We start from the raw sequence: 20,893 nt of genomic DNA, 5'->3' as shown, positions 1-20,893 counted from the left end.
CGGATTCAATTATGGAGTCGAACTGATTCGGATTCAGCGGCTCGCAAGCATTTCCTTGACATGAGCCAATTCAAGAACCGAGCGATCATTGACGATTCTCTTCAGCAGGCCCACCTTATGTCCCTTGAACTTCCAATGGCCAAGCTCATCGATCGCCGCGACGCCGGAACCTGGTCCAAGCGAGCAGACCGTTCCGACGCTCGAGAAATGGAAGTCGCTGGTAGGCCGGCCATCGAGCAAGGCGGCAAGGTTCGACGCCGCGCAGTCTGCCTGTGCAACCGCTATCTGAGCCGTCGTGGGATAGAAACGGCCGGAATCAGGATCGGGAACAGCCGCGACATCACCGATGAGGAATTCATCTGGATGGTCCTTCACTCTCAAATCGTTCTCCACCACGACGCGGTTGCGTTTCTGGGAGTACCCAGAATCACAGATCACATGGCTTCCCTGGACGCCGGTGGTCCAGATGATGATGTTTCCGGGGAACTCGGTATCGTTGCTGAGCACGGAGCCAGCCCTGACCTCCGTGATCGGCGTGCCACTGTGAATTTTTATGCCATGATCGGTGAGATATTTGACGGCCCATGAGGATAGATTCTCGGGAAGCATCGGTAGAATCTTCTTTCCTGCCTCGATGCAGTCCACGGTTATTCCGCCCTCTGGCAGTGAATACTGTCTGGTCCACTCCGGAATGCGCTCTATGAGCTCGCCGAGCAGCTCGATGCCCGTGAAGCCTGCACCGCATACGAGAATGTGCAGGTCATTCTGGTCATGGCTGGTGGCGTATCTGGCGAGGGTGCGCTCGATGTGGGCGCGGACGGCGAGCGCGGAATCGATGTCATTGAAGGAAAGGGAATGTTCGGCAACCCCCTTGATGCCGAAGCTCTCGCTTTCGAATCCCAAGGCATTGACCAGGTAATCGTATTCGACCGGATCGGATTCCTGAAGCATCACCCTGTGATTTTCCCTATCGATCGAGGTGACGGCATCGACTATCAGATCCACGGAATCCGGCAACGCTGCGCGGATGTCAAAGCTGATGTCCGAAGGCTCCTTATTGCCTACGGCAACCTCATGCAATTGCGTGGATTCATAGTGATACTTGTTTTTATTGATGAGTATGATGCGGGCATCGACCTTCTTATGGGTCAGACACTTGACCACACGTAGACCCGCGTAGCCTCCGCCAAGGACTGCGATCGTTTTCACCATGATCCCTCCGTAAGAATTAATCCCCCGATTCGGGCGAACCCTGAACCTCGCCGCTTCATGCAAGCACTCCGAACCACATAGCAATGTTACTCTCAATCGAATGCCGGATAACTACACAGTTATCAAAATCACATTTTCCCACTTCCCGACAGATGACGACAGCCCACAGAGCCTGCACTGCATGGATGACGTCGACATCACCCATACCTTCAATCTACGCCCAGGCGGCTTCTGACAGATTGAGCGAAACACCCCTTTCGAACAGAACGCCTGCAGAAGAGTAGACGATAACCCTGGTCTCACTTGGTTTTGGCGCCTGCTGCCGTCTGTCCCATCCGCCGCGACGCTGCGGCAGCGGCTGTCATGGGAAGACACCTCGTCTGCTTCCGCACGAGGGCTGACGGATCGTTCGCGCTGAACGCTGGCGCTGTCCTCCTTATGGAGGACAGCGTTATGCCCGAATGGCTGACTCACGTGCGTTCGGCATGCTTCTAACCTCATAACGTAATCACGGATGCGCACCCTTGGAGACCTTCATCGGTCTCCTGTGGGTCCACGCACAGAACGCAAGGAAAGCATGATGATACACAGTCAGAGCACAGCGAGCGCGGGTCGTATGACCTCACCCTCTGCACAGAGCATCGGCAATGCCAATGGTCCCTTGGCAACGCATGGGAGCGATACGAACAATCGGCATCATTCAATGCAGATCATTCTGACGGGACTCGTCATCGCCGTTTCGATGAGCTCAATCGATCAGACAGTCATATCCCTTTCAGCGCAGACGATCCAATCCGGGATTGGGTTGACGGCATCAGGCATCCAATGGGCCATCAATGCATATCTGCTGGCTGCAGCGGCGATGTTCCCACTGTCAGGCCGTCTGGCAGACGTGCTCGGGTACAGGCGTGCGATGCTCATCGGCATCGTGAGCTTCGGCATCGGCAGCCTGCTATGCGGTCTCACGCCGGCAGGAAGCATGGCACTTGGATGGATGGTCATATCGCGCATCGTTCAAGGAATCGGCCTGGCGTGGATGTTCCCGGCCGCAATCGGCATCCTGTTCACCTATTCCCCTACGGACAGACGCGCCTCCTCGATGGCAAGCTTCTTTGCCATCACAGGCGCTATGACGGCCATCGGTCCGATCGTCGGATCCTATGTCATCACATTCTCATGGCGCTACGTCTTCTTCATCAACCTTCCCCTGGCAATGGTCTCCCTGGTCCTGATCCAGTGGTTCGTTCCCAGGGACTCGATGCATCTGCACAGGAGCGGCTTCTCGAAGGTGGACGGCCTGGGGGCGTTCCTGGCTGCCGCAGCGATGGTCGCACTCATTCTCCCGCTGCAGCAGGGAAGCGACGTCGGATGGTCCGATCCTCGCATCATCGCCAGCTTCGTCACGGCAGCGCTGCTCTTTGCGGTGTTCGTCACACTCGAACTGAGACGCTCGAACCCGATAATCAATGTGCGGGTGTTCGCCAACCTTCGTTTCTCGATTTCTGCGATTGCGAATCTTGTCGCATCGGTGGCATTCATACCGATCATGTATTTTCTGAGCGTGTATGGGCAGCTTGCGCTCTCCAAGGACGTGCTTGATGCGAGCCTGCTTATCCTGTATTTCTTCATCGGATTCATGATTGCGTCAAAGCTCGGCGCTCGCATCTTCGAAAGGCACGGGTCAAGAAGGGTGCTCATCATCGCCGGACTCTGCACGGTCGGTGGCTTTCTCTACCTCACTTCGGCGGTCGGCGGCTTCAATGCGGGGATCCCGAGTCAGGAATCCGTGCTCGACACCGCCATCGCCCTGAGCGGTGCCGGCATCGGCTTCATGTTCAGTCCCACATCCACCGACATGGTCAACAGGGCCTTGAACGCGTCATATGGCGAAGTGTCTGCCATAACGCAGTTGTTCAAGAACTTCGGAGGGGCATTGGGCATGGCACTGTTCTCCAGCCTGAGCTCAACGGTCTTTGCGAACAGGCTGCATAACGGCCTGTCACGCTATGGCGTGACCCAGGCCATGGCGGATGCCATTGCAAACTCCGCAGGAACGGCCGCCCAATCTCAGACCGGCTCGGCATTGAGCAAGATGCCGACGCAGGTCCAGCACACTATCATGGCGACGGTGCGAGAGTCATACTCGATGGCGGTCGGTCGAGTGTTTTTGATGATGGCGGCAATCGGAGTCATATTCCTGTGCCTGGCACTCGCGTATCCTTCTGACAGGAAGCGAAACAGGCAATAGGATTGGACTTGCGAACGATCGATGGACAGGTGGAGATGGCAACCATGCATGCAGACATGCTTCGAAAGTGCTGGCGGGGATTGCGCCCGCATGCCTCGACCGGTGTGGCGGGGGAAGCCAAGGCCGTGCAACTTCGGTGGAATGTCTACTTTGCGGTCGCCACTCCCCTGCTTGCGATACTTGTCGCATCCGTGTCGAAGCTTTCCCTTGGTCCAAGGCTGTTCGTGTCATTGCTGATATGCATCCCCACCATGCTGTATCCCATCGCACGCCCAAGGTACCGATCCCCGAACGCCCGATACAGGACCAAGGGAGGAACCAGGGCATGGTGCTTCGCCGCGATGGCAGTCATCTGCACCGCACTGGCCGTGCATATGGACGGGAATGCATTCTATTCGCAGTTCTACGTCATTCCTCAGCTGTTCATAGTCTTCGACTACTGGCATGCGATTTCAACCGTCATCGTCACGAATCTGGCGATCATCGCCCTAGGGGCACTTGACATTGGCCAGCGCACATCCCAATCCTGGGGCAGCCTGCTCGTTTCATCATGCATATCGGTCTTCTTCAGCGCCATGATCGGAAGCGCGATAGACAAGCTGGACATGGTGAACAAGCACAATGCTTTGCTGCTGCACGAGCTCGAAAAGGATCAGGTCAAGATCCGTAGGCTCAGCCGCAGCGAGGGCATGATTGCGGAAAGGCAACGCATCGCAGGTGAGATGCACGACACCATCGCGCAGTCGCTTTCCTCGATACTGGCCCTCGCAAGGGTGGCGAAGATCGAGGTGAACAGTGAACACACCGAGCAGGCGCTCAGGCATCTTTCCATGATCGAGATGGCATCGCAGCAAGGCCTTGACGATTCACGAAGGCTGATTGCGGACACGACCCCCTCTTCCCTTGAAGGCAGTGGCCTCCAGACTGCGCTCACAAGAACGGTGGACACCTTTGCGAAATCCCATGGCCCGGATTGCGTCGGGATGCCATCCGATGAGGGCAGCGCGACGGATCCACGCACATGCGCAATGGACGTGAAGCTGAGCATCAAGGACCGCCTGCCTGAACTGCAGGCACAGGAGCAGGTGGCGATACTCAGGATCATGCAGGAATCCCTGGCAAACATTCATAAGCATTCCAGGGCCAGCCACGTGACCATAGGCATTGGGATCGTTTCGTCACCCGGCCCTTCCAGGCAATCCATGCAGCGTCAGACGAAGGAAGACCCGTCCGGAGAATTCAGGATGGTCGTGACCGACGACGGCATTGGATTCGACTATGACGCCTTGCAGGATATGCGAAGAAAACACGGTCCGGACAGCAGTGGAAGGCACTTCGGACTGATTGACATGCGGCGAAGGGCCGAGCAGCTCGGAGGCAGTCTCGAAGTCGAGTCGAACAATGGCAGGGGAACAAGCATCACCGTCATCCTTCCGATCCATGCCGTCAGAAGGGCAGACGACGAATCTAGCGACGATGAACAGACATCTGTCGGGAAAGTGGGAAAGAAATGATTTCCATAGTCATTGCCGATGACTATCCATTGGTGCGCGAAGGAATAAGCGCGATGCTGCGCAGACATGCCGATCTGAACATCGTGGCCGAGGCATCCAACGGACATGAGGCCATACGCGAGGTCATCGCTCACCGGCCTGACCTTCTTCTGCTCGATCTGCGCATGCCGGACATGGAAGGACCAGAGGTCACCCACGCCGTTCTGACGCGCTTCCCAGACATGAAGGTGCTGATCCTGACCACCTACGAGACGGATGGCGACATTCTTCCTGCGATTGAGGCAGGCGCGAACGGATACCTGCTCAAGGACGTCGAACCCTCGCTTCTTGCGGATGCGATTCGCAATACCGTCGCAGGAGAGACCATCCTCGCACCTCGGGCCGCACGGGCAGTCGCCAATCAGCTCCACCCATCGCAGCGCACGGAACTGTCCGAGCAGGAAAGGAAGGTCCTCGCGCTGGCCGCGGACGGTCGGACGAACAGACAGATCGCATCGTCGCTGTTCATCAGCGAGACGACGGTCAAAACCTATTTCTCACGCATCTTCGTCAAGCTCCAGGTATCGGACCGCACCGCCGCGGTTGCGAAGATGCTCAGAAAGCCGTAGTCGCCGAAGTGCCGCGCGACATGGATATTCCTGGTCCGGTCCATTCCAGTCATCCCAGTGCTCAGGCCAAACGATAACGACATATAACGAACCGCAATATCGACGGGCATGACTTCTCCCTCCCTTTCATTTACTGTGAAGCCAGCTGTCGGAACGAAAGACAGTCGAACGGCTTTTCACAGGGGGAAGATACATGTCAGATCTAGCGTTGAAGTGGGTTGCTCTCGGGACGACCATCGCATTGTTTGCGATCCTCGCGTTGCTGCACAGGAGGTTCCACGTCAACTTCAGCATACGGGTGATCATCGCAACGGCGTTCGGCATTGCCGTCGGAGTCGTTTTCAAGGGCAATACGGACTATGCATCGGCATTCGGCGATGTCTGGTCGAACGCGATAAAGGCGATCGTGGTTCCTCTCCTCGTCTTCAGTGTCATATCCAGCATCACGGGTCTCGGAAGCTCGCTGAAGCTACGCAGCATTGGCATCAAAAGCGTCGTGTTCCTATTGCTGAACACACTGACCGCGGCCTTGCTCGCCCTCGGTCTCGGGCTGCTCTTCAATGTCGGCAAGGGCTTCTCATGGACGCAGACGTCAGGAACATCCACCACAGATGTTCCCGGTGTCCTCGATACGCTCATAGGTCTTTTCCCATCGAACTTCGTCGGGAACTGGAGCGAGAACCAAGTCGTCCCGGTCGTCATCTTCGCGCTGCTTGTGGCACTGGCGTTCAATCAGTCTTCGAGAACGGACCGTGGTTCACGCGCAGTCGCGCCCTTCAAGGCCTTCGTGGATGCCGGAAACGTCGTGTTCTCGAAAGCGACTCAGATTGTCGTCGGGTTCACACCATACGCCACTCTCGCACTCATAGCGGCTGCGGTCAGCAACAGCGTGGTCTCTGCGCTGCTGCCTTTGGTCACGGTCCTCATCGTCGCATACATCGCACTCGCGCTTCAGCTGTTCATCGTTCAGCCAGCCATTCTCAGCGCAGCCGCGCATGTGAATCCCCTTTACTTCTTCAAGGCTTTCTGGCCCACCGGTGTCGTTGCATTCACATCGGAAAGCAGCATTGGCACAATTCCCGTGACGGTCAGACAACTGCGCAGGAGCGGCGTCTCCGAAGACATCGCCTCATTCGTGGCAAGTCTGGGAGCGAACCTGGGCATGCCGGGATGCGCGGGCATCTGGCCGGTTCTGCTCGCAGTGTTCGCAATACAGTCTCAGGGTCTGAACTACTCCATCGGACAGTATCTGCTGCTCATAGCCTTGGCGCTTCTGGTTTCGATCGGCACGGTCGGCGTTCCTGGAACCGCCACGGTAACCGCGACCGCGCTCTTCGCCTCTGCCGGTCTCCCGGTCGCATTCATTGCGGTCTCACAGCCGATTTCACAGATCGTGGACATGGGCAGAACGGCGGTGAACGTCGCAGGTGCAGCGAACACTGCCTATATCGTGGCTTCAGGGGAACACGAGCTGGATCGCGATCTCTATGCGCAGCGCAGGCAATGGGTCGATGACGATGCAGCAGTGGAATCCGTTTCCAGCGCTGAGAATGAGCCGGCGCCGGCATCGGAAGGAGAACCTGCCGCTGCCGGCTCGCATGCAGCGCTGCTTCATCTCACTCCTCAGGAATCCCTGCAGGGCACCGGTGGCGAGTCATGCGGCGTCGATGACGGTCAGCATTCGAAGGAATCGGCAAAGAGAGCGGTGAAGGAAGCCGCCTAGCATCAACGCCCATCCAGGAAAGGCATCGATTCAGAAGGCGCACTGGCCCAGGAGGCAGCTTGGAGGCAGAGAGGCTTGGCCCTCTGCCTCCAAGCATGAACGGCACTCAGCTCTCGTCATGCCTCGATAGCCGTTCCCCGGCCTTCGCAGATGGTCCGCTCTCAGGCTCATCCGTCCGCTCGCGGACGGTGACGTTGGGATGGATCACCGGTCTGCGCAGATAGCGGGTCTGCGTGATGAGATGCATGTGGGTGCGCCTTGCCGCACCAGGAAGCACGAAGTTGAATTTCACCGAGAGTATCCTCATCGCAACGACGACCACAACGATGAGCACATCCATGACCATTTCCTGAGTGATGTCGAGCATGCCCGCCTTGACGAACTTCCCCACGATCACCGTCAGCACGCAGCCCATGAAGGATGGAACGGCATACCAATGCTTGTCACGGATGATTATCGGAACCTCGTTGATCAGAATGTCACGTATGAGCCCGCCCGCAAGCGCAGTGATCATTCCCATGAAGACGGCGGTCATGCCAGAGGTGCCATAGGCCATCGCCTTCGCGGTGCCATTGACTGCGAACAGTCCAAGGGCCATTGCATCGACGATGATCAGAGTCCATGTGAAATGACTGATTTCGAGATATGCGAGTGCGACGACAATGCCGGAGCCCAGTGCCGAGAAAACAAGTCCCCTGTCGGTGATGCCGACAGGCGGCACAGCGCCGAGCAACACGTCTCTGACGATTCCACCGCCCAGAGCGGTGACCCATGAGATTATCAGGATGGAGAAGATGTCATAATGCTTGCGCACTGCAGCAAGTCCGCCCGCAAGCCCTGAACAGAATACGGCAAGATACTCGATGCCCATAAAAATGGCATTGCTCTCCAAGGCTACCTTCATGACTCTCCCCGCGGCAAACTTGCTCTGACCCTCTCACTGATACATTCAGAGCGTATCGCGAACCCTGAATCACCGCAATCGCAGCAACCTCACACCATGCTGAACGCCACTTTCACGCCGGAAAGGCATTCAGCCAGATGCCTGGACGGGCACCTGGCTTCGCGGTCAGTCAGTCGAAACAGTCAGTCGAAACAGTCAGTCAGTGAAACGGTCAGTCAGTCGAGGAAGTCGATGCCGCCTCTGGCTGCGCAGATGAGGTGCTCGCCGAGGCGCTCGGAGAAGCGCTGCTTGTGGACGTCGCAGTCGACGAGGAGCTGGAACTGCTCGATGATGACGTGGATGGTGTCGAGGTGCTTCCCGATGTCTGCGTCGAACTGGAGGAAGGGGTGGAGGTGGACTGATCCGAATCGTCGGAATCGCTTGAATTCGTGGTCTGCGATGGTTCGGTCTGGCCCGTCTTCTTGTCGGATCGCGTTGGCTGGGTATCGCTCTCGGTCGAGGTCGAAACCGATGGCGAAGGCGCTGCCGTCTTCGACGGGCTCACGATATTGCGTACGACCTGATCCGTGCCCTGCCCGTTCGTGACCGCATATATGATTCCCGCAGTGCCGCCGAATGCGAGAACGGCGCTCACGATGGCAACTATCAGCACCTTGCGTCTTCTGGAATCGAGATGAGAGACCTTTGCCTTGCTCGCCTTGCCTGCGTGCGCCGAACTTTCTATTTTCTTGGTGAAGGAGCTGTCGGAGGAACCGGCTGCACCGGTCTTGGAGGAGGCGTCCGCCTCTCCGACTATCTTGCGTCCGGATGAGTCGCCGGCGGAGACCGGTCCGACGGCGGAAAACCGTGAGGTCGCATCAAGTGCGCTGCTGTCGGCTTTGGGAGTTGCCATCGTGGCCGGCAACTCCGCGGTCATTCCGGCATTCTGCTCGGAAGTGCCGCCCTGTTTTCGATCGTCAGACCGCGTGGTTTCATCCGCACTCGAGATTACCCGCGTATCCTCTGCGTCTGAACCGTCATTCCCCGCACCGTCATTCCCCGCACCGCCGTCCTCGTCGCCGCCATCATCTGAACGGTTGGGGTTGTAGTGAACGCTGACGACGGTCTTCTGTATTTTCTTGCCGGACTCGTTCAGCACACGCTGATAGATCTGCGTGGTCACCGTCGAAACGATGGAACCCACGGCGACTCCTATCACCGAGCCCGCAATACCGATCTTTGCAGATAGGAGAAAGGCCGTGACTGCAGCCAGAGCTCCTGCGAATATCTGCGCCCATGAGATATTGTGGAAAAAACCTTTCACAACCGATTCCCCTTAATGATTTCGCTCGATGTCGTTTCCGTAATCCGTAATCAACTGTACAGAACCCTAGAAGGCGACGCTGGACATTCTCTGAACGAATGTCCCATCACCGATCGGCATCTCCCAGCTTGGCCAGCGCAATGATAAGGCAAATCATACGAGGCCTCGCCGATGCGAGGCAATCCGACGAGTTTTTTGGGGGGGGGGAAAAAAAAGAGGGTGCCCTGATCTCACTGCAAAGCGCCATCGAGGATCAATGCCCGGAAATGTGCGGGTCCTCCCACTTCTCCGTTTCGGCGATGGACGGACCATGATTGTAATCGATCATCCGCCAACGCAGGGTTCCATCAGGCATGTCAAGAGGAATCAGATGCGTCCAATGTGCGTTCCGCATGGAAATCAGGCTCGAGAAGTCGTCGTGAATCAGGTTCAGCCCGAGCAGGGTCTGCAAGGTCTGCGATATCCATGCACCATGGGAGAAAAAGAATAGATCGACATCGGACCCGACTCTCGATGACCAATCCTCGATGGCTGAGACGCCACGCATTCCGACGTCCTCCTTCGGTTCAGCTCCGTGCTTCAGTTCCCCACCCTGATAGTTTGCCCAGAGCTTGTAGTCACGAGGCCATTGAGAGCGCATCTCGGCAAGCGAGAGTCCCTCCCAGTCTCCAAAGCCTCGTTCTCGAACACGCTCGTCAGGGTGAATCTCAAGTCCCAGCGGATCGGCGAAGGCATGGGCCGTTGCCATGGCCCTTCCCAGATCTGAGGAAACGACAACCTGCCGTCCCTGCTCGAGAACAGGGTTGACATACAGTTCGCCCAGCGCTGCAGCAGTCTGTCTCACCTGCCATTCCCCGACGGAATCGAGGGGAATGTCAATCTGCCCTTGCAGGCGTTGCGCAGCGTTGTATGAAGTGCGCCCATGGCGAACCAGCGTTATCGAATGGGCGTGAGGCTGCGAATCGTGCTCGCCCATGTCAGTTTCTTTCCGCGGCAGATGGCACGCCTGAATCTGCTGTGGAAGACTCGTCACCTGTCTCGTCATCTGTCTCGTCGCCTGCCTGGTCGGCACCGGCCTCATGCTCTGGCAGTTGCAGATCGATCAGCGGGCAGTCGCGCCACAGACGTTCCAAGTCATAGTATTCATGCGCCTCAGGATTCATCACATGAATCACGAAATCACCATAGTCAAGGAGAATCCATTGCGCCTCTTGCAGACCTTCCCGGGAACGTGCCTGGCGCTGCCGCTGAACGTGGAGCTGCTTCTCGATCTCCTCTGCTATGGCAAGAACCTGACGATCATTGTTGCCGACGGCAATCATGAATATGTCGGTTATCGCCAGAGGCTCCGTCACATCGAAGGCCACCAGATGCTCGGCCTTTACGGCGTCCGCCGCCCTCGCCGCAACTCTCACACAATCAATAGAATCCTGTACAGCCGACACGTATCCGCCCTTCCCTGAAGCATTTGACTTACCCATTATGCCGCATATCCACGTCGTTATCAGTCAATGCGACGATATTCACATCGCTTCGCAGACAGCGGCAGCCTGCGAAGCCAACGACCATGCCAGGAACCGTCGGCCGAGGAGAATGCTCAGCGCTCCCAGGCCGGCTTCCAGTTCTTCTTCTCATGCTGCGTGTTCTCCGAATATGCCAGCGAGCCGTCAGATACCTGATGGCGTATCACCGAGCCAGCTCCGGTCGTGACGCCGTCTCCGACCTCGACTGGGGCGACAAAGACGTTATCGGCACCGACATGCACATGCGAACCGATCTGCGTGCGATGCTTATGGACTCCGTCATAGTTGGCCGTTATGGTTCCACCGCCGACATTGCTGTGCTCTCCGATGTGGGCATCGCCGATGTAGCTGAGATGCGGAACCTTGGATCCCCTGTCGATATGAGCCTTCTTCATCTCGACGAAGGCGCCTGCCTTGGTCTGCTCCTTCAACTCGTTTCCAGGTCGCATGTATGTCCATGGGCCAATGCTTGCCTCGGCACCGATGTGAGAATCCTGCACTCTGGAACGTTCGACGGTTGCACCCTCGTCGATCCTGGCATCGATAAGCGTCGTATATGGCCCTATGACAGCATGGCTGGCGATGACGGTATGCCGCTGAAGGAAGCTGCCTGGAAGCACCGTCACATCCTGCGCGATCTCGACCTCGTCATCGATCCATGTCGTCTCCGGATCGAGAATCGTGACCCCCTTGAGCATCCATTCCTCGCACACCCTTCTGTTATGGGCCTTCGCAAGGTTTGCGAGCTGAATTCGATCGTTCACGCCTTCGACGGCCAAGGCGTCAGGGGCGGCGAACGCGCCGACCTGCCTGCCGTTCTGCGTGGCCTGCTCAAGGGCATCGGTGAGATAGAACTCGCCCTGGGCGTTATCGTCGTCAAGCCCCTCGATGGACGCGCCAAGCACGTCGGCATCGAAGACGTAGACCGAAGTATTGACCTCATGCACTGCGAGCTCGGTGCTATTCGCATCCTTTTGCTCGACGATTCTCAGCACGTTGCCCTGCTGGTCACGTATGATCCTGCCGTAGCCCGTCGGATTGTCGAGTCTGGCCGTAAGCACGGTCGCACCGTTTCCACTCTCCACATGTGAGTGAATCAGTGCCTGGAGCGTTGTGAAATCAAGCAAAGGCATGTCAGAGGCGGCAATCAGAACAGGGCCTGTGAGCCTTTCATCCTCGCCCAGCGTCTTCATGGCGCACTGCACCGCACGTCCGGTTCCGGGGATGTCGTCCTGACGGACGATCGTTATTCCACTGTCGTAGGACAGAGCCGCATCGGCGACACGCTCTGCCTGGTAGTGCACGACGACGGCGAGCCTGTCCGGATTCAACTGCCGGACTGAGGAGACGACACGGTTCAGCAGTGTCCTTCCTCCAAGCTGATGGAGCACCTTCGGCGTATCAGAACGCATTCTGGTGCCGTCACCTGCGGCCAGGACGATTGCAGCGGAGACCCCTAGCCGCCGAGCCTCCCCATCGTGCACGGACTTCGACGCCTTCCTTGAATCATTCATCGTGGGCGTCTCACCTTGATCGTTCGTTTCCTCTGCAATATCGCCACTGCTCAAAGCTCGACCTCACCCGTCTCCGCTACGCTTATCAGATCCTTGATCCCATCCACGACCCAATCAGGTCTGAATGGGAAGGTCTCTACCTCGTCACGCTTGGTGATGCCCGTAAGCACGAGGAAGGTGTTCAGGCCCGCCTCGACTCCCGCGATGACGTCGGTCGCCATGCGATCGCCAATCATTGCAGTGGTCTCAGAATGACCTCCGACACGATTCAACGCCGTGCGGAACATGATCGGATTCGGCTTGCCGACGAAGTATGGCTCACGGCCAGTCGCCTTGGTGACCAATGCGGCGACGGAACCTGCGGCAGGCAACACCCCATGCTCGCTCGGACCAGTCGGATCGGGATTCGTGCACAGGAATCGCGCGCCACCGATGATCAGGCGGATCGCCGTCGTGATCGCCTCGAACGAATAGGTTCTCGTCTCTCCAAGAATCACATAGTCAGGCTTGGAATCGGAAAGCACATAGCCAGCCTCGTGCAAGGCCGTCGTCAGGCCCGCCTCCCCGATCACATAGGCAGATCCGTTGGGAATCGTACGCGAAACGAAATCGGCGGTGGCCAATGCCGAGGTCCAGATGTTCTCCTCAGGCACGTCTATGCCGCTGCGCTCAAGTCGAGCAGCCAAGTCACGCGGCGTGTAGATTGGGTTATTCGTAAGCACCAGAAAACGGCGGTTATTACTTTTCAATGTTTCAATGAATTCGGCTGCACCTGGAAGAGCGGTGTTCTCATGAACGAGAACGCCATCCATATCGGTCAGCCAGGTTTCGATTTTCTTAACCGTCAATGCAGATCCTTTCCTCCGACCGGAAAGCTCGCCGGTCGCCAGCAATCTCGCATACCGACCGGTTGGCCCAACTCCGTTCCCCCACCTGGATTCGAACCAAGACTAGAGGTTCCAAAGACCCGTGTGCTGCCATTACACCATGGGGGAAAAGCGGAACGAATTCCGCCAAGGAAACATTATGCCATGTTCCGTGGATTTGGGAAGCCAACGGCATGGCGAATTCGGCCTCCCCCACGCTCCGGCGCAGCGAGCCGAAAACGACAGTCGCCACCCTGCTGAGAAATCGCAGGGTGGCGACTGAGACGTAGAGAAACGTTGGCAATCAGGCGAACAGGAAGCCCTGTCCATGATGCTCTGGATAGGTATCGAACAGCTCCGCGACGGAACCGTCGTCGAACACCGCCTTGATGGCGCTCGCGAGCAAGGGGGCTATGGAGAGGACGGTGAGACCGTCCCAGCGCTTCTCTTCAGGAATGGGAACGGTGTCGGTAAGAACCACCTCACGCGCGCCGCAGCCTCGCAGGCGCTCGACAGCCGGGCCGGAGAGAATGCCATGCGTCGCAACCACGGTTATGGACTTCGCGCCAGCCTCATGCAGCACGTTGATCGCCTGGATGATCGTGCCGCCCGTGTCGATCATGTCATCGACGAGCACGCAATCCTTGCCATTGACATCGCCGACGACTCGGTTGGCCACGGCCTGGTTCGGACGGGTGATGTCCCTTGTCTTGTGGACAAAGGCCAGAGGACCGCCGCCAAGACGCTGTGCCCACTGCTCCGCGACGCGGATTCGACCGGCATCAGGTGAGACCACGCTCACGTTCGACAGGTCAAGACGATCCCTGACGTAATCGACGAGCACTGGCATCGCTATGAGATGGTCGACGGGACCATCGAAGAATCCTTGGGATTGCGCAGCATGCAGGTCGACTGACATGATGCGGTCAGCGCCCGCGGTCTTCAGCAGGTCGAACATCAGACGGCAGGAGATGGGCTCGCGGCCACGATGCTTCTTGTCTTGCCTTGAATATCCAAGGAATGGGCAGACTGCCGTGATGGAGCGCGCCGAGGCACGCTTGAGCGCATCGATCATGATGAGCTGCTCCATGATGGACTTGTTGATGGGGGTCGTATGACTTTGCAGCACGAACACATCGGCACCACGCACGGATTCGGTGTAGCGAACGTACATCTCACCATTGGCGAAGTCGTAGGCGGTCGTTTCCAGCACCTCAATCCCCAACTGCTCTGCCACATCTGCAGCTAGCTTAGGATGAGACCTACCAGCCACCAGAATCAGGTTCTTATCCGGATTTCCTTCGAGAATTGTGCTCACCATTTCTCCAAACATTGGTGTCGTTGAAGCGGACAAGAACACATAATAACTGCCCACTGTGACAGAAATCATTTTAGAGTCGACACTCCGGGATCGGCCCTCGCAGGGCGGCCGGAATACGGCCGATTTCCAATGAGGAAAACCATCTGGAACGCCCAGATCATCGGCTCAGCTGCGATACAGCCCATGCTTCGCGATGTATTGCACGACGCCATCGGGAACCAGATACCAGACCGGCTCCTGCTTCTCGCAGCGCCTTCTCACATCCGTGGACGAAATGGACAGCGCCGGAATCTCGAGCATGTCGACGGTATGTGGCGGCAGGTCAAGATTCTTCGTCGTGGCCGTATACCCCGGTCGGGAGACCGCCACGAAATGTGCCAGCTCCCACATCTGATTGAAATCCTTCCACCTCATGATTTCCGCCACTGCGTCCGCCCCGGTGATGAAGAACAGTTCCGCGTTCGGGCGCGCAGCCTTGATGTCTCTGAGCGTATCGATGGTATATGTCACGCCGGGTCTGTCGATGTCCACACGGGATACCGTGAATTTCGGATTGGAGGCAGTCGCTATGACCGTCATCAGATATCGGTCCTCGGCATTGGTGACCACCTTGTCGAGCTTGAATATGGGTCGTCCGGTCGGCACGAAGATGACCTCGTCCAGGTCATAGACCCAGGCGACCTCGGAAGCGGCGACCAAATGTCCGTTATGGATGGGATCGAAGGTGCCGCCCATGATGCCGACGCGCGGAACCTGATGCTTGTTGCCGCGCGTGGAGAGTCGGCTCGCATGGGCGACGATCCTCTCCGTCGAAAGCGTGGCCATGTGTCGTTTCACCACGGGTTCGCTCACGCCTCGCTCGCCTTTCCCTCGCCCTGGCCATCATGCTGATGCCTGTGGTCCGTCTCGACCTTCATGCGTTCGATGTCATCGACGGTCGGATCAGAATTGGAAGGATCGATTCTGTCCATATCCGCATCCCACTCCTCTTGCACCACTCTGCGAATCTCCGCGAACGTCGGCAGTGGAAAGTCTGGCTGATAGATTCTGCGCACTTCGGCGACGCACTCGGTGATGCGGATCAAGGTGTCGGCGAGACTGTCGACGTTGCCGGTCCGTTCCATTTCCTGGAATCTCGGAATATAGCCTTCCATATGCGCAATCTGCTCATGTATCTTCGCCAGTTGCCGATCGTCGACGTTCACCACGTCTTCGGCATCCTGCTCCGGCCAGCCGATAAGCACGGCATCCGCATATTCCAGGGAGGCGCGCTGCGCAGCCGTGGCGATGCCATCCTCTATCTGCACCAGGAACACATATCGGGTCAGGCTCAACCGTTCCGAAGCGACGCGAAGCCAGATCTTCGGGTCTTCCGACGCCTCTCGCACATGCTTGACTACAGCCTCATTCATGGACGTACCTGCCCCATTCCATATCCGATCCATTTCGTCGTGGTCAGCTCCTGGAGACCCATCGGACCACGCGCATGCAGCTTCTGCGTCGATATGCCCAGTTCCGCACCAAGACCAAACATGCCTCCATCGGTGAATCTCGTCGAGGCATTCACCATAACAACCGCAGAATCGACACGTTTCGTGAATTCCTCGATGGCCGCATAGTCCTCGGAGACGATGGCCTCGGTATGCCCGGTCGAAAAGGCGTTGATGTGCTCAATGGCCTCATCGATGGAATCGACCGTCTTGATGCCCATCTTCAGGGCAAGATATTCGGTGCCCCAGTCCTCGGGTCCGGCGGCCTCCAGACGAAGGCCATCGATCGCACTTTCGTCGTGTGCGGCCTGAATGATGTCCATGGACACGGCATCCGCGCGCAGCTCGACCTGATATGCCGACAGGGCACGGGCGATCTCTGGCAGGAACTCCTTTGCCACGCTTCTATGGACCAGCAGCTTCTCCGCTGCGTTGCACACGCCGACGCGCTGCGTCTTCGCATTGATGATGATGGGGATCGCCTTGTGCAGGTCGGCTGCGGCATCGACGTAGATATGGACGTTGCCCGCGCCCGTCTCTATGACCGGAACCTTGGAATTCTCGACGACGGAACGAATCAGCCCCGCCCCGCCACGCGGCACGAGCAAGTCGATGTATCCTCGCGCCTGCATCAGCGCATCCGCTCCGGCACGTCCGAAATCGTCGACCGAAGCCACAAGGTCACTTGAGAAGCCGTGTTCCGCAAGCGTCTGGGAGATCACACGCAAGGTGGCCCTGTTCGTTTCCCTGGCCGCGTGACCGCCCCGCAGCAGGACAGCGTTGCCGGACTTCAACGAAAGCGAGGCGACGTCAACCGTCACATTCGGGCGGGCCTCATAGATCATGCCGACGACGCCAAGAGGAACTCGGACCTGGGCCAGTCTCAGACCATTCGGCATGTTGTGTCCTCGGACCACCTCTCCTACGGGATCGGCAAGCCCGGCCACGGCGCGCACTCCCTCGGCCGTCGCAGCGATGCGTTCCACGGTGAAATGCAGACGGTCCAGCAGACCCTCGGGCATGCCGCTCTCAAAGGCTGCCTGCATGTCCATCTCATTGGCCGCTGCAATCTCGTCGGCATGCTCTACCAGCGCGTCGGCGATGGAACGCAGCAGAAGGTCCTTGGCCTCGCTGTCAGCCTGCGCCAGCCTGGCCTGAGCCTCACGCGCACGCGAGGCCATCTCGCAAACCCGCTGAAGCACTTCGGAGAATGGACTCTCGGAATCCGGCCTCGCTGGCTGCTTCGTCCGAGGATTTTGCGCTGGCGATGAAGTTACCACTGTTGACATGAGCCATATCCTTCCTGCATATGCTGTCGATTCTACGACTCATGCGAAGCATCTCGCAGCCATTCAAGTCGCTGGTGGACGCAACAGGGAAGTCTGCGTCCACGTTAACAACCGATTGTATGCGAAACGGTGACTAGTCGATCTGATTCAGCCCAGGATATAGAGGGAAGTCCTCAACGAGTCTGTCGACGCGACCCTTGAGCGCATCCACGTCGGCGGAGTCGCCATTGGCAAGAGCCGTCGCAATGATATCGGCAACCTCTTCATACTGGGCATTGGAGAAGCCTCGGGTCGCGAGCGCAGACGTGCCGATGCGCAGGCCAGATGCTATGGATGCAGGGCGGGGATCGAACGGAACCGTGTTGCGATTGATGGTGATGCCAATCCTTGCAAGCAGGTCCTCGCCCTGCTTGCCATCCATGTCGCTGTGCCGAAGGTCCACCATGACGAGGTGCACGTCGGTGCCACCGGTCAGGACGCTGATGCCGTTGTCCGAGACATCCTTGCCTGTCAAACGGTCCGCCAGAATGCGCGCTCCCTCGAGCGTGCGCTCCATGCGATCCTTGAATGCCGGCGTACCTGCGATCTTGAATGCGACTGCCTTCGCGGCCACCACATGCATCAATGGGCCACCCTGCTCGCCGGGGAAGACTGCGGAATTGATTTTCTTCGCATATTCCTTCTTGGCAAGAATGAAGCCGGACCGAGGGCCACCAAGGGTCTTGTGGGCCGTTGACGAGACAACATCCGCATAGGGGATCGGGCTTGGATGCAGGCCGGTTGCGACAAGGCCTGCGAAATGGGCCATGTCGACCCAGAACTTCGCACCGACCTCGTCGGCGATCTCCTTCATCGCCTTGAAGTCCTCGATGCGTGGATACGCGCTCCAGCCGCCGATGATCATCGCCGGATGCGTTTCCAATGCCCGCTGACGAATGATCTCTGGATCTATCAGGAAGGTGTCGGGATTGACCCCATATGACTCCGCATGATAGAAACGCCCCGAGAAGTTGATTTTCATGCCATGCGTCAAATGGCCTCCGTGCGACAGCGCAAGTCCGAGAATGGTATCGCCCGGATTGACGAGGGTCTGATACACGGCCGCGTTCGCCTGCGCGCCTGAGTGAGGCTGAACGTTGGCGAACTCGGCATGGAACAGTTCCTTCGCGCGATCCCGTGCGATGGTCTCGACCTTGTCGACCTCCTCGCATCCGCCATAGTAGCGACGTCCCGGGTATCCTTCGGCATATTTGTTCGTCAGAACAGAACCCTGGGCCTGCAGGACGGACCTTGGGACGAAGTTCTCGGAGGCGATCATCTCCAACCCACCCTGCTGACGATGAAGTTCGGCATCCAGGATCCCTGCGATTTCAGGATCGCTTTGCGAGATCGGAGCGTTGAACGTATCGGTTGGAGTTTGCGCGTGGACTTCTTGCACCATAGGTGTCCCCCTTAAGCGGATTTTGCGTTATCGATGGCATGTTCCCTCCATGGCACCGACGTGTCGAGGTCAGTGTAGCGCCGGAAGATGTCGTGAGAAGAAACGGATTTCGCATCATGGAAAGTGACCGGCCGGCCACGGCCTCTGCCCGACTCCGAGCCGCACGTGACCGGATGCATCGGGAAACGGGGCAAAACTCGCAATTGCGACATGGCATCCCTCAATCCTTGCCTAGAGAGGCCGTTAGACTGGAACCGTCTGGATAATTCAGACGAAGACAGATCAGGATTGTTGAGGATTCGACCGTGAACACTTTTCATAGCACGCGAGGCATCGCTGACCAGCTCACTTCAAAGCAGGCGATCAGGAAGGGCATCGCCAGCGACGGCGGACTGTTCGTTTCCGATTCGCTGGGAGATGTTCAGATCGACCTGGATACGATAACGGACAAGTCCTATCAGGACATTGCGCGGATCGTGCTCGGCGCACTGCTGCCAGACTTCACGCAGACCGAACTTGCCGAATGCGTCGGCGGCGCGTATGGACCGAAGTGGACGGACTCCGGCATCACCCCGCTGAAGCCTCTTGCAGACGACTACGTTCTCGAACTCTTCCACGGCCCGACCAGCGCGTTCAAGGATGTCGCGCTGCAGATGCTCCCCCGTCTGATGTCAAAGACCAACGCGGCGCCCAATGAGAATGATGCCCAGGATGCCAAGGCACGCCCAGAGGACGTGCCAGCCGACACGCAGGAACGCATCATGATTCTGACCGCTACGTCAGGAGACACTGGAAAGGCGGCACTCGCGGGCTTCGCAGATGCCCCGAACACGGCAATAACCGTGTTCTATCCTCAGGGACAGGTCAGTCCGATTCAGCAGCTGCAGATGACCACCCAGCTGGGAGGCAACGTTGCCGTATGCGCGGTGAAGGGCAACTTCGACGATGCCCAGAGCGCAGTCAAGGATATCTTCGCGGATCGCGAACTCGCACGGTCCTTGCATGCCGATTCGAGAACCGTTCTCTCTTCGGCGAATTCCATCAACATCGGACGACTCTTCCCACAGGTGGTCTATTACTTCGTCGCCTATGCGCGTCTGCTGACCGATCAGGTCATCAACGTCGGGGACGAGGTGGAATTCTGCGTTCCCACCGGCAATTTCGGTGACGTTCTTGCCGGATATTATGCCAAGCGCATGGGTCTTCCCGTTTCCAAGCTCATCGTGGCCAGCGACACAAACAACGTGCTCTGCGACTTCCTCACCACCGGAGTCTATGACCGCAACCGTCCGTTCTACACGACCAATTCCCCGAGCATGGACATTCTCATATCCTCGAATCTTGAACGCATGCTCTATTACATGTCAGATGGTGACACCGAGCTCATATCCTCGCTGATGAAGGATTTGAAGGAGACCGGCCGATTCGAGGTTCCGGCAGGTCTGAGGAGCGCCATCGATGAGATCTTCTCATGCGGATGGGCAAGCGAAAGCCAGGTGAAATCGGCGATCCATGACTGCTGGGAGCAGCATCATTATCTGATCGATCCCCACACTGCATGCGGATATCACGTGATGAACGGTGTCGAGGCCGATCCCCTGACTCCTCGAATCCTGCTCTCCACGGCGAGCCCCTACAAGTTCCCACGCGCAGTCGGAGAGTCATTGCAGCTGAGTCTGCCCGACAATGACTTCCAATGCATGGATGCCGTAGCCGACGCCACAGGCACCACCCCACCCAGCCAGTTGCGCTTCCTGGAGACCGCACCCGTTCGGTTCAAGGATGTCATACCCATCGAAGGCATGAAGGACTTCGTCCGCAAGGCCGCGAAGAAGGCAGACCTCTAGACTTCCTTCCACCACGCCGGCACGGATTCGATGCCGAATTCCGTGCTGGGCTGCAGATCCGTCAGAATCCCAGTCCGGAATGCCGTCGCT

17 protein-coding genes and 1 tRNA gene are annotated in these 20,893 nt (G+C 57.9%); 5 read left to right on the top strand and 13 right to left on the bottom strand.

Going from position 1 to position 20,893, the window contains the following annotated elements:
• Positions 1-33: 33 nt before the first annotated feature.
• Positions 34-1,212, bottom strand: coding sequence for an NAD(P)/FAD-dependent oxidoreductase (locus QN062_RS00645; protein ID WP_369341721.1), 1,179 nt, complete (start codon positions 1,210-1,212; stop codon positions 34-36).
• Positions 1,213-1,789: 577 nt separating this feature from the next.
• Here QN062_RS00645 and QN062_RS00640 point away from each other — a divergent pair.
• The 4 genes from QN062_RS00640 (at position 1,790) to QN062_RS00625 (ending at position 7,305) form a co-directional block, all read left to right on the top strand.
• On the top strand, positions 1,790-3,460 hold the full coding sequence (locus tag QN062_RS00640) for an MFS transporter (RefSeq protein ID WP_369341720.1): 1,671 nt from the start codon (positions 1,790-1,792) through the stop codon (positions 3,458-3,460).
• Positions 3,461-3,495: 35 nt separating this feature from the next.
• A complete protein-coding gene (locus QN062_RS00635) occupies positions 3,496-4,974 on the top strand; it encodes a sensor histidine kinase (RefSeq protein WP_369341719.1) in 1,479 nt (492 codons plus the stop codon).
• On the top strand, positions 4,971-5,582 hold the full coding sequence (locus QN062_RS00630; RefSeq protein WP_369341718.1) for a response regulator: 612 nt from the start codon (positions 4,971-4,973) through the stop codon (positions 5,580-5,582). Before QN062_RS00635 ends, QN062_RS00630 begins: the two co-directional genes overlap by 4 nt.
• Positions 5,583-5,775: 193 nt before the next feature.
• A complete protein-coding gene (locus QN062_RS00625) occupies positions 5,776-7,305 on the top strand; it encodes a dicarboxylate/amino acid:cation symporter (protein ID WP_369341717.1) in 1,530 nt (509 codons plus the stop codon).
• Between the two features lie 106 nt (positions 7,306-7,411).
• Here the strand turns inward: QN062_RS00625 and QN062_RS00620 are convergent, their stop codons facing one another.
• From QN062_RS00620 to glyA, 12 genes are all read right to left on the bottom strand, one after another.
• Positions 7,412-8,209 carry a trimeric intracellular cation channel family protein gene (locus QN062_RS00620; protein ID WP_369341716.1) on the bottom strand — a complete coding sequence of 266 codons (798 nt, stop codon included), beginning with the start codon at positions 8,207-8,209 and terminating at the stop codon, positions 7,412-7,414.
• Positions 8,210-8,420: 211 nt separating this feature from the next.
• Positions 8,421-9,512: a hypothetical protein gene (locus QN062_RS00615; protein ID WP_369341715.1), complete on the bottom strand. Its 1,092-nt coding sequence runs from the start codon at positions 9,510-9,512 to the stop codon at positions 8,421-8,423.
• Positions 9,513-9,765: 253 nt separating this feature from the next.
• Positions 9,766-10,488: a histidine phosphatase family protein gene (locus tag QN062_RS00610; RefSeq protein ID WP_369341714.1), complete on the bottom strand. Its 723-nt coding sequence runs from the start codon at positions 10,486-10,488 to the stop codon at positions 9,766-9,768.
• 1 nt (position 10,489) lies between these two features.
• Positions 10,490-10,993 carry a ribosome silencing factor gene (gene rsfS, locus QN062_RS00605; protein WP_369341713.1) on the bottom strand — a complete coding sequence of 168 codons (504 nt, stop codon included), beginning with the start codon at positions 10,991-10,993 and terminating at the stop codon, positions 10,490-10,492.
• 116 nt (positions 10,994-11,109) lie between these two features.
• Positions 11,110-12,549 (bottom strand): bifunctional UDP-N-acetylglucosamine diphosphorylase/glucosamine-1-phosphate N-acetyltransferase GlmU, encoded by a 1,440-nt coding sequence (gene glmU, locus QN062_RS00600; protein ID WP_369341712.1) that lies wholly within the window; start codon positions 12,547-12,549, stop codon positions 11,110-11,112.
• A 50-nt stretch (positions 12,550-12,599) separates the two neighbouring features.
• The gene (locus QN062_RS00595; protein ID WP_369341711.1) at positions 12,600-13,397 is read right to left on the bottom strand and encodes an HAD-IIA family hydrolase; all 798 of its coding nucleotides are present in this window, start codon (positions 13,395-13,397) and stop codon (positions 12,600-12,602) included.
• A gap of 76 nt (positions 13,398-13,473) precedes the next feature.
• Positions 13,474-13,544 (bottom strand) — tRNA-Gln (locus QN062_RS00590).
• A 175-nt stretch (positions 13,545-13,719) separates the two neighbouring features.
• Positions 13,720-14,736, bottom strand: coding sequence for a ribose-phosphate diphosphokinase (locus QN062_RS00585; protein WP_369341710.1), 1,017 nt, complete (start codon positions 14,734-14,736; stop codon positions 13,720-13,722).
• A gap of 165 nt (positions 14,737-14,901) precedes the next feature.
• The gene (gene nadD, locus QN062_RS00580; RefSeq protein ID WP_369342481.1) at positions 14,902-15,561 is read right to left on the bottom strand and encodes a nicotinate-nucleotide adenylyltransferase; all 660 of its coding nucleotides are present in this window, start codon (positions 15,559-15,561) and stop codon (positions 14,902-14,904) included.
• Between the two features lie 23 nt (positions 15,562-15,584).
• Complete coding sequence (locus tag QN062_RS00575) at positions 15,585-16,148, bottom strand: phosphoribosylglycinamide synthetase (protein ID WP_369341709.1); 564 nt, start codon at positions 16,146-16,148, stop codon at positions 15,585-15,587.
• Positions 16,145-17,407 (bottom strand): glutamate-5-semialdehyde dehydrogenase, encoded by a 1,263-nt coding sequence (locus QN062_RS00570; protein ID WP_369342480.1) that lies wholly within the window; start codon positions 17,405-17,407, stop codon positions 16,145-16,147. The genes QN062_RS00575 and QN062_RS00570 overlap by 4 nt, the downstream gene beginning before the upstream one ends.
• Positions 17,408-17,648: 241 nt before the next feature.
• Positions 17,649-18,956 (bottom strand): serine hydroxymethyltransferase, encoded by a 1,308-nt coding sequence (gene glyA / locus QN062_RS00565; protein WP_369341708.1) that lies wholly within the window; start codon positions 18,954-18,956, stop codon positions 17,649-17,651.
• 305 nt (positions 18,957-19,261) lie between these two features.
• On the opposite strand from glyA, the gene thrC reads away from it, so the two are divergent.
• On the top strand, positions 19,262-20,803 hold the full coding sequence (gene thrC, locus QN062_RS00560) for a threonine synthase (RefSeq protein ID WP_369341707.1): 1,542 nt from the start codon (positions 19,262-19,264) through the stop codon (positions 20,801-20,803).
• Positions 20,804-20,893: the final 90 nt, after the last annotated feature.

It is taken from the genome of Bifidobacterium sp. WK012_4_13, assembly GCF_041080835.1.
GTDB classification, from domain to species: domain Bacteria; phylum Actinomycetota; class Actinomycetes; order Actinomycetales; family Bifidobacteriaceae; genus Bombiscardovia; species Bombiscardovia fermentum.
The sequence above is the reverse complement of the archived record's forward strand: the minus strand, read 5'-3'. Positions and strand labels throughout refer to the sequence as shown.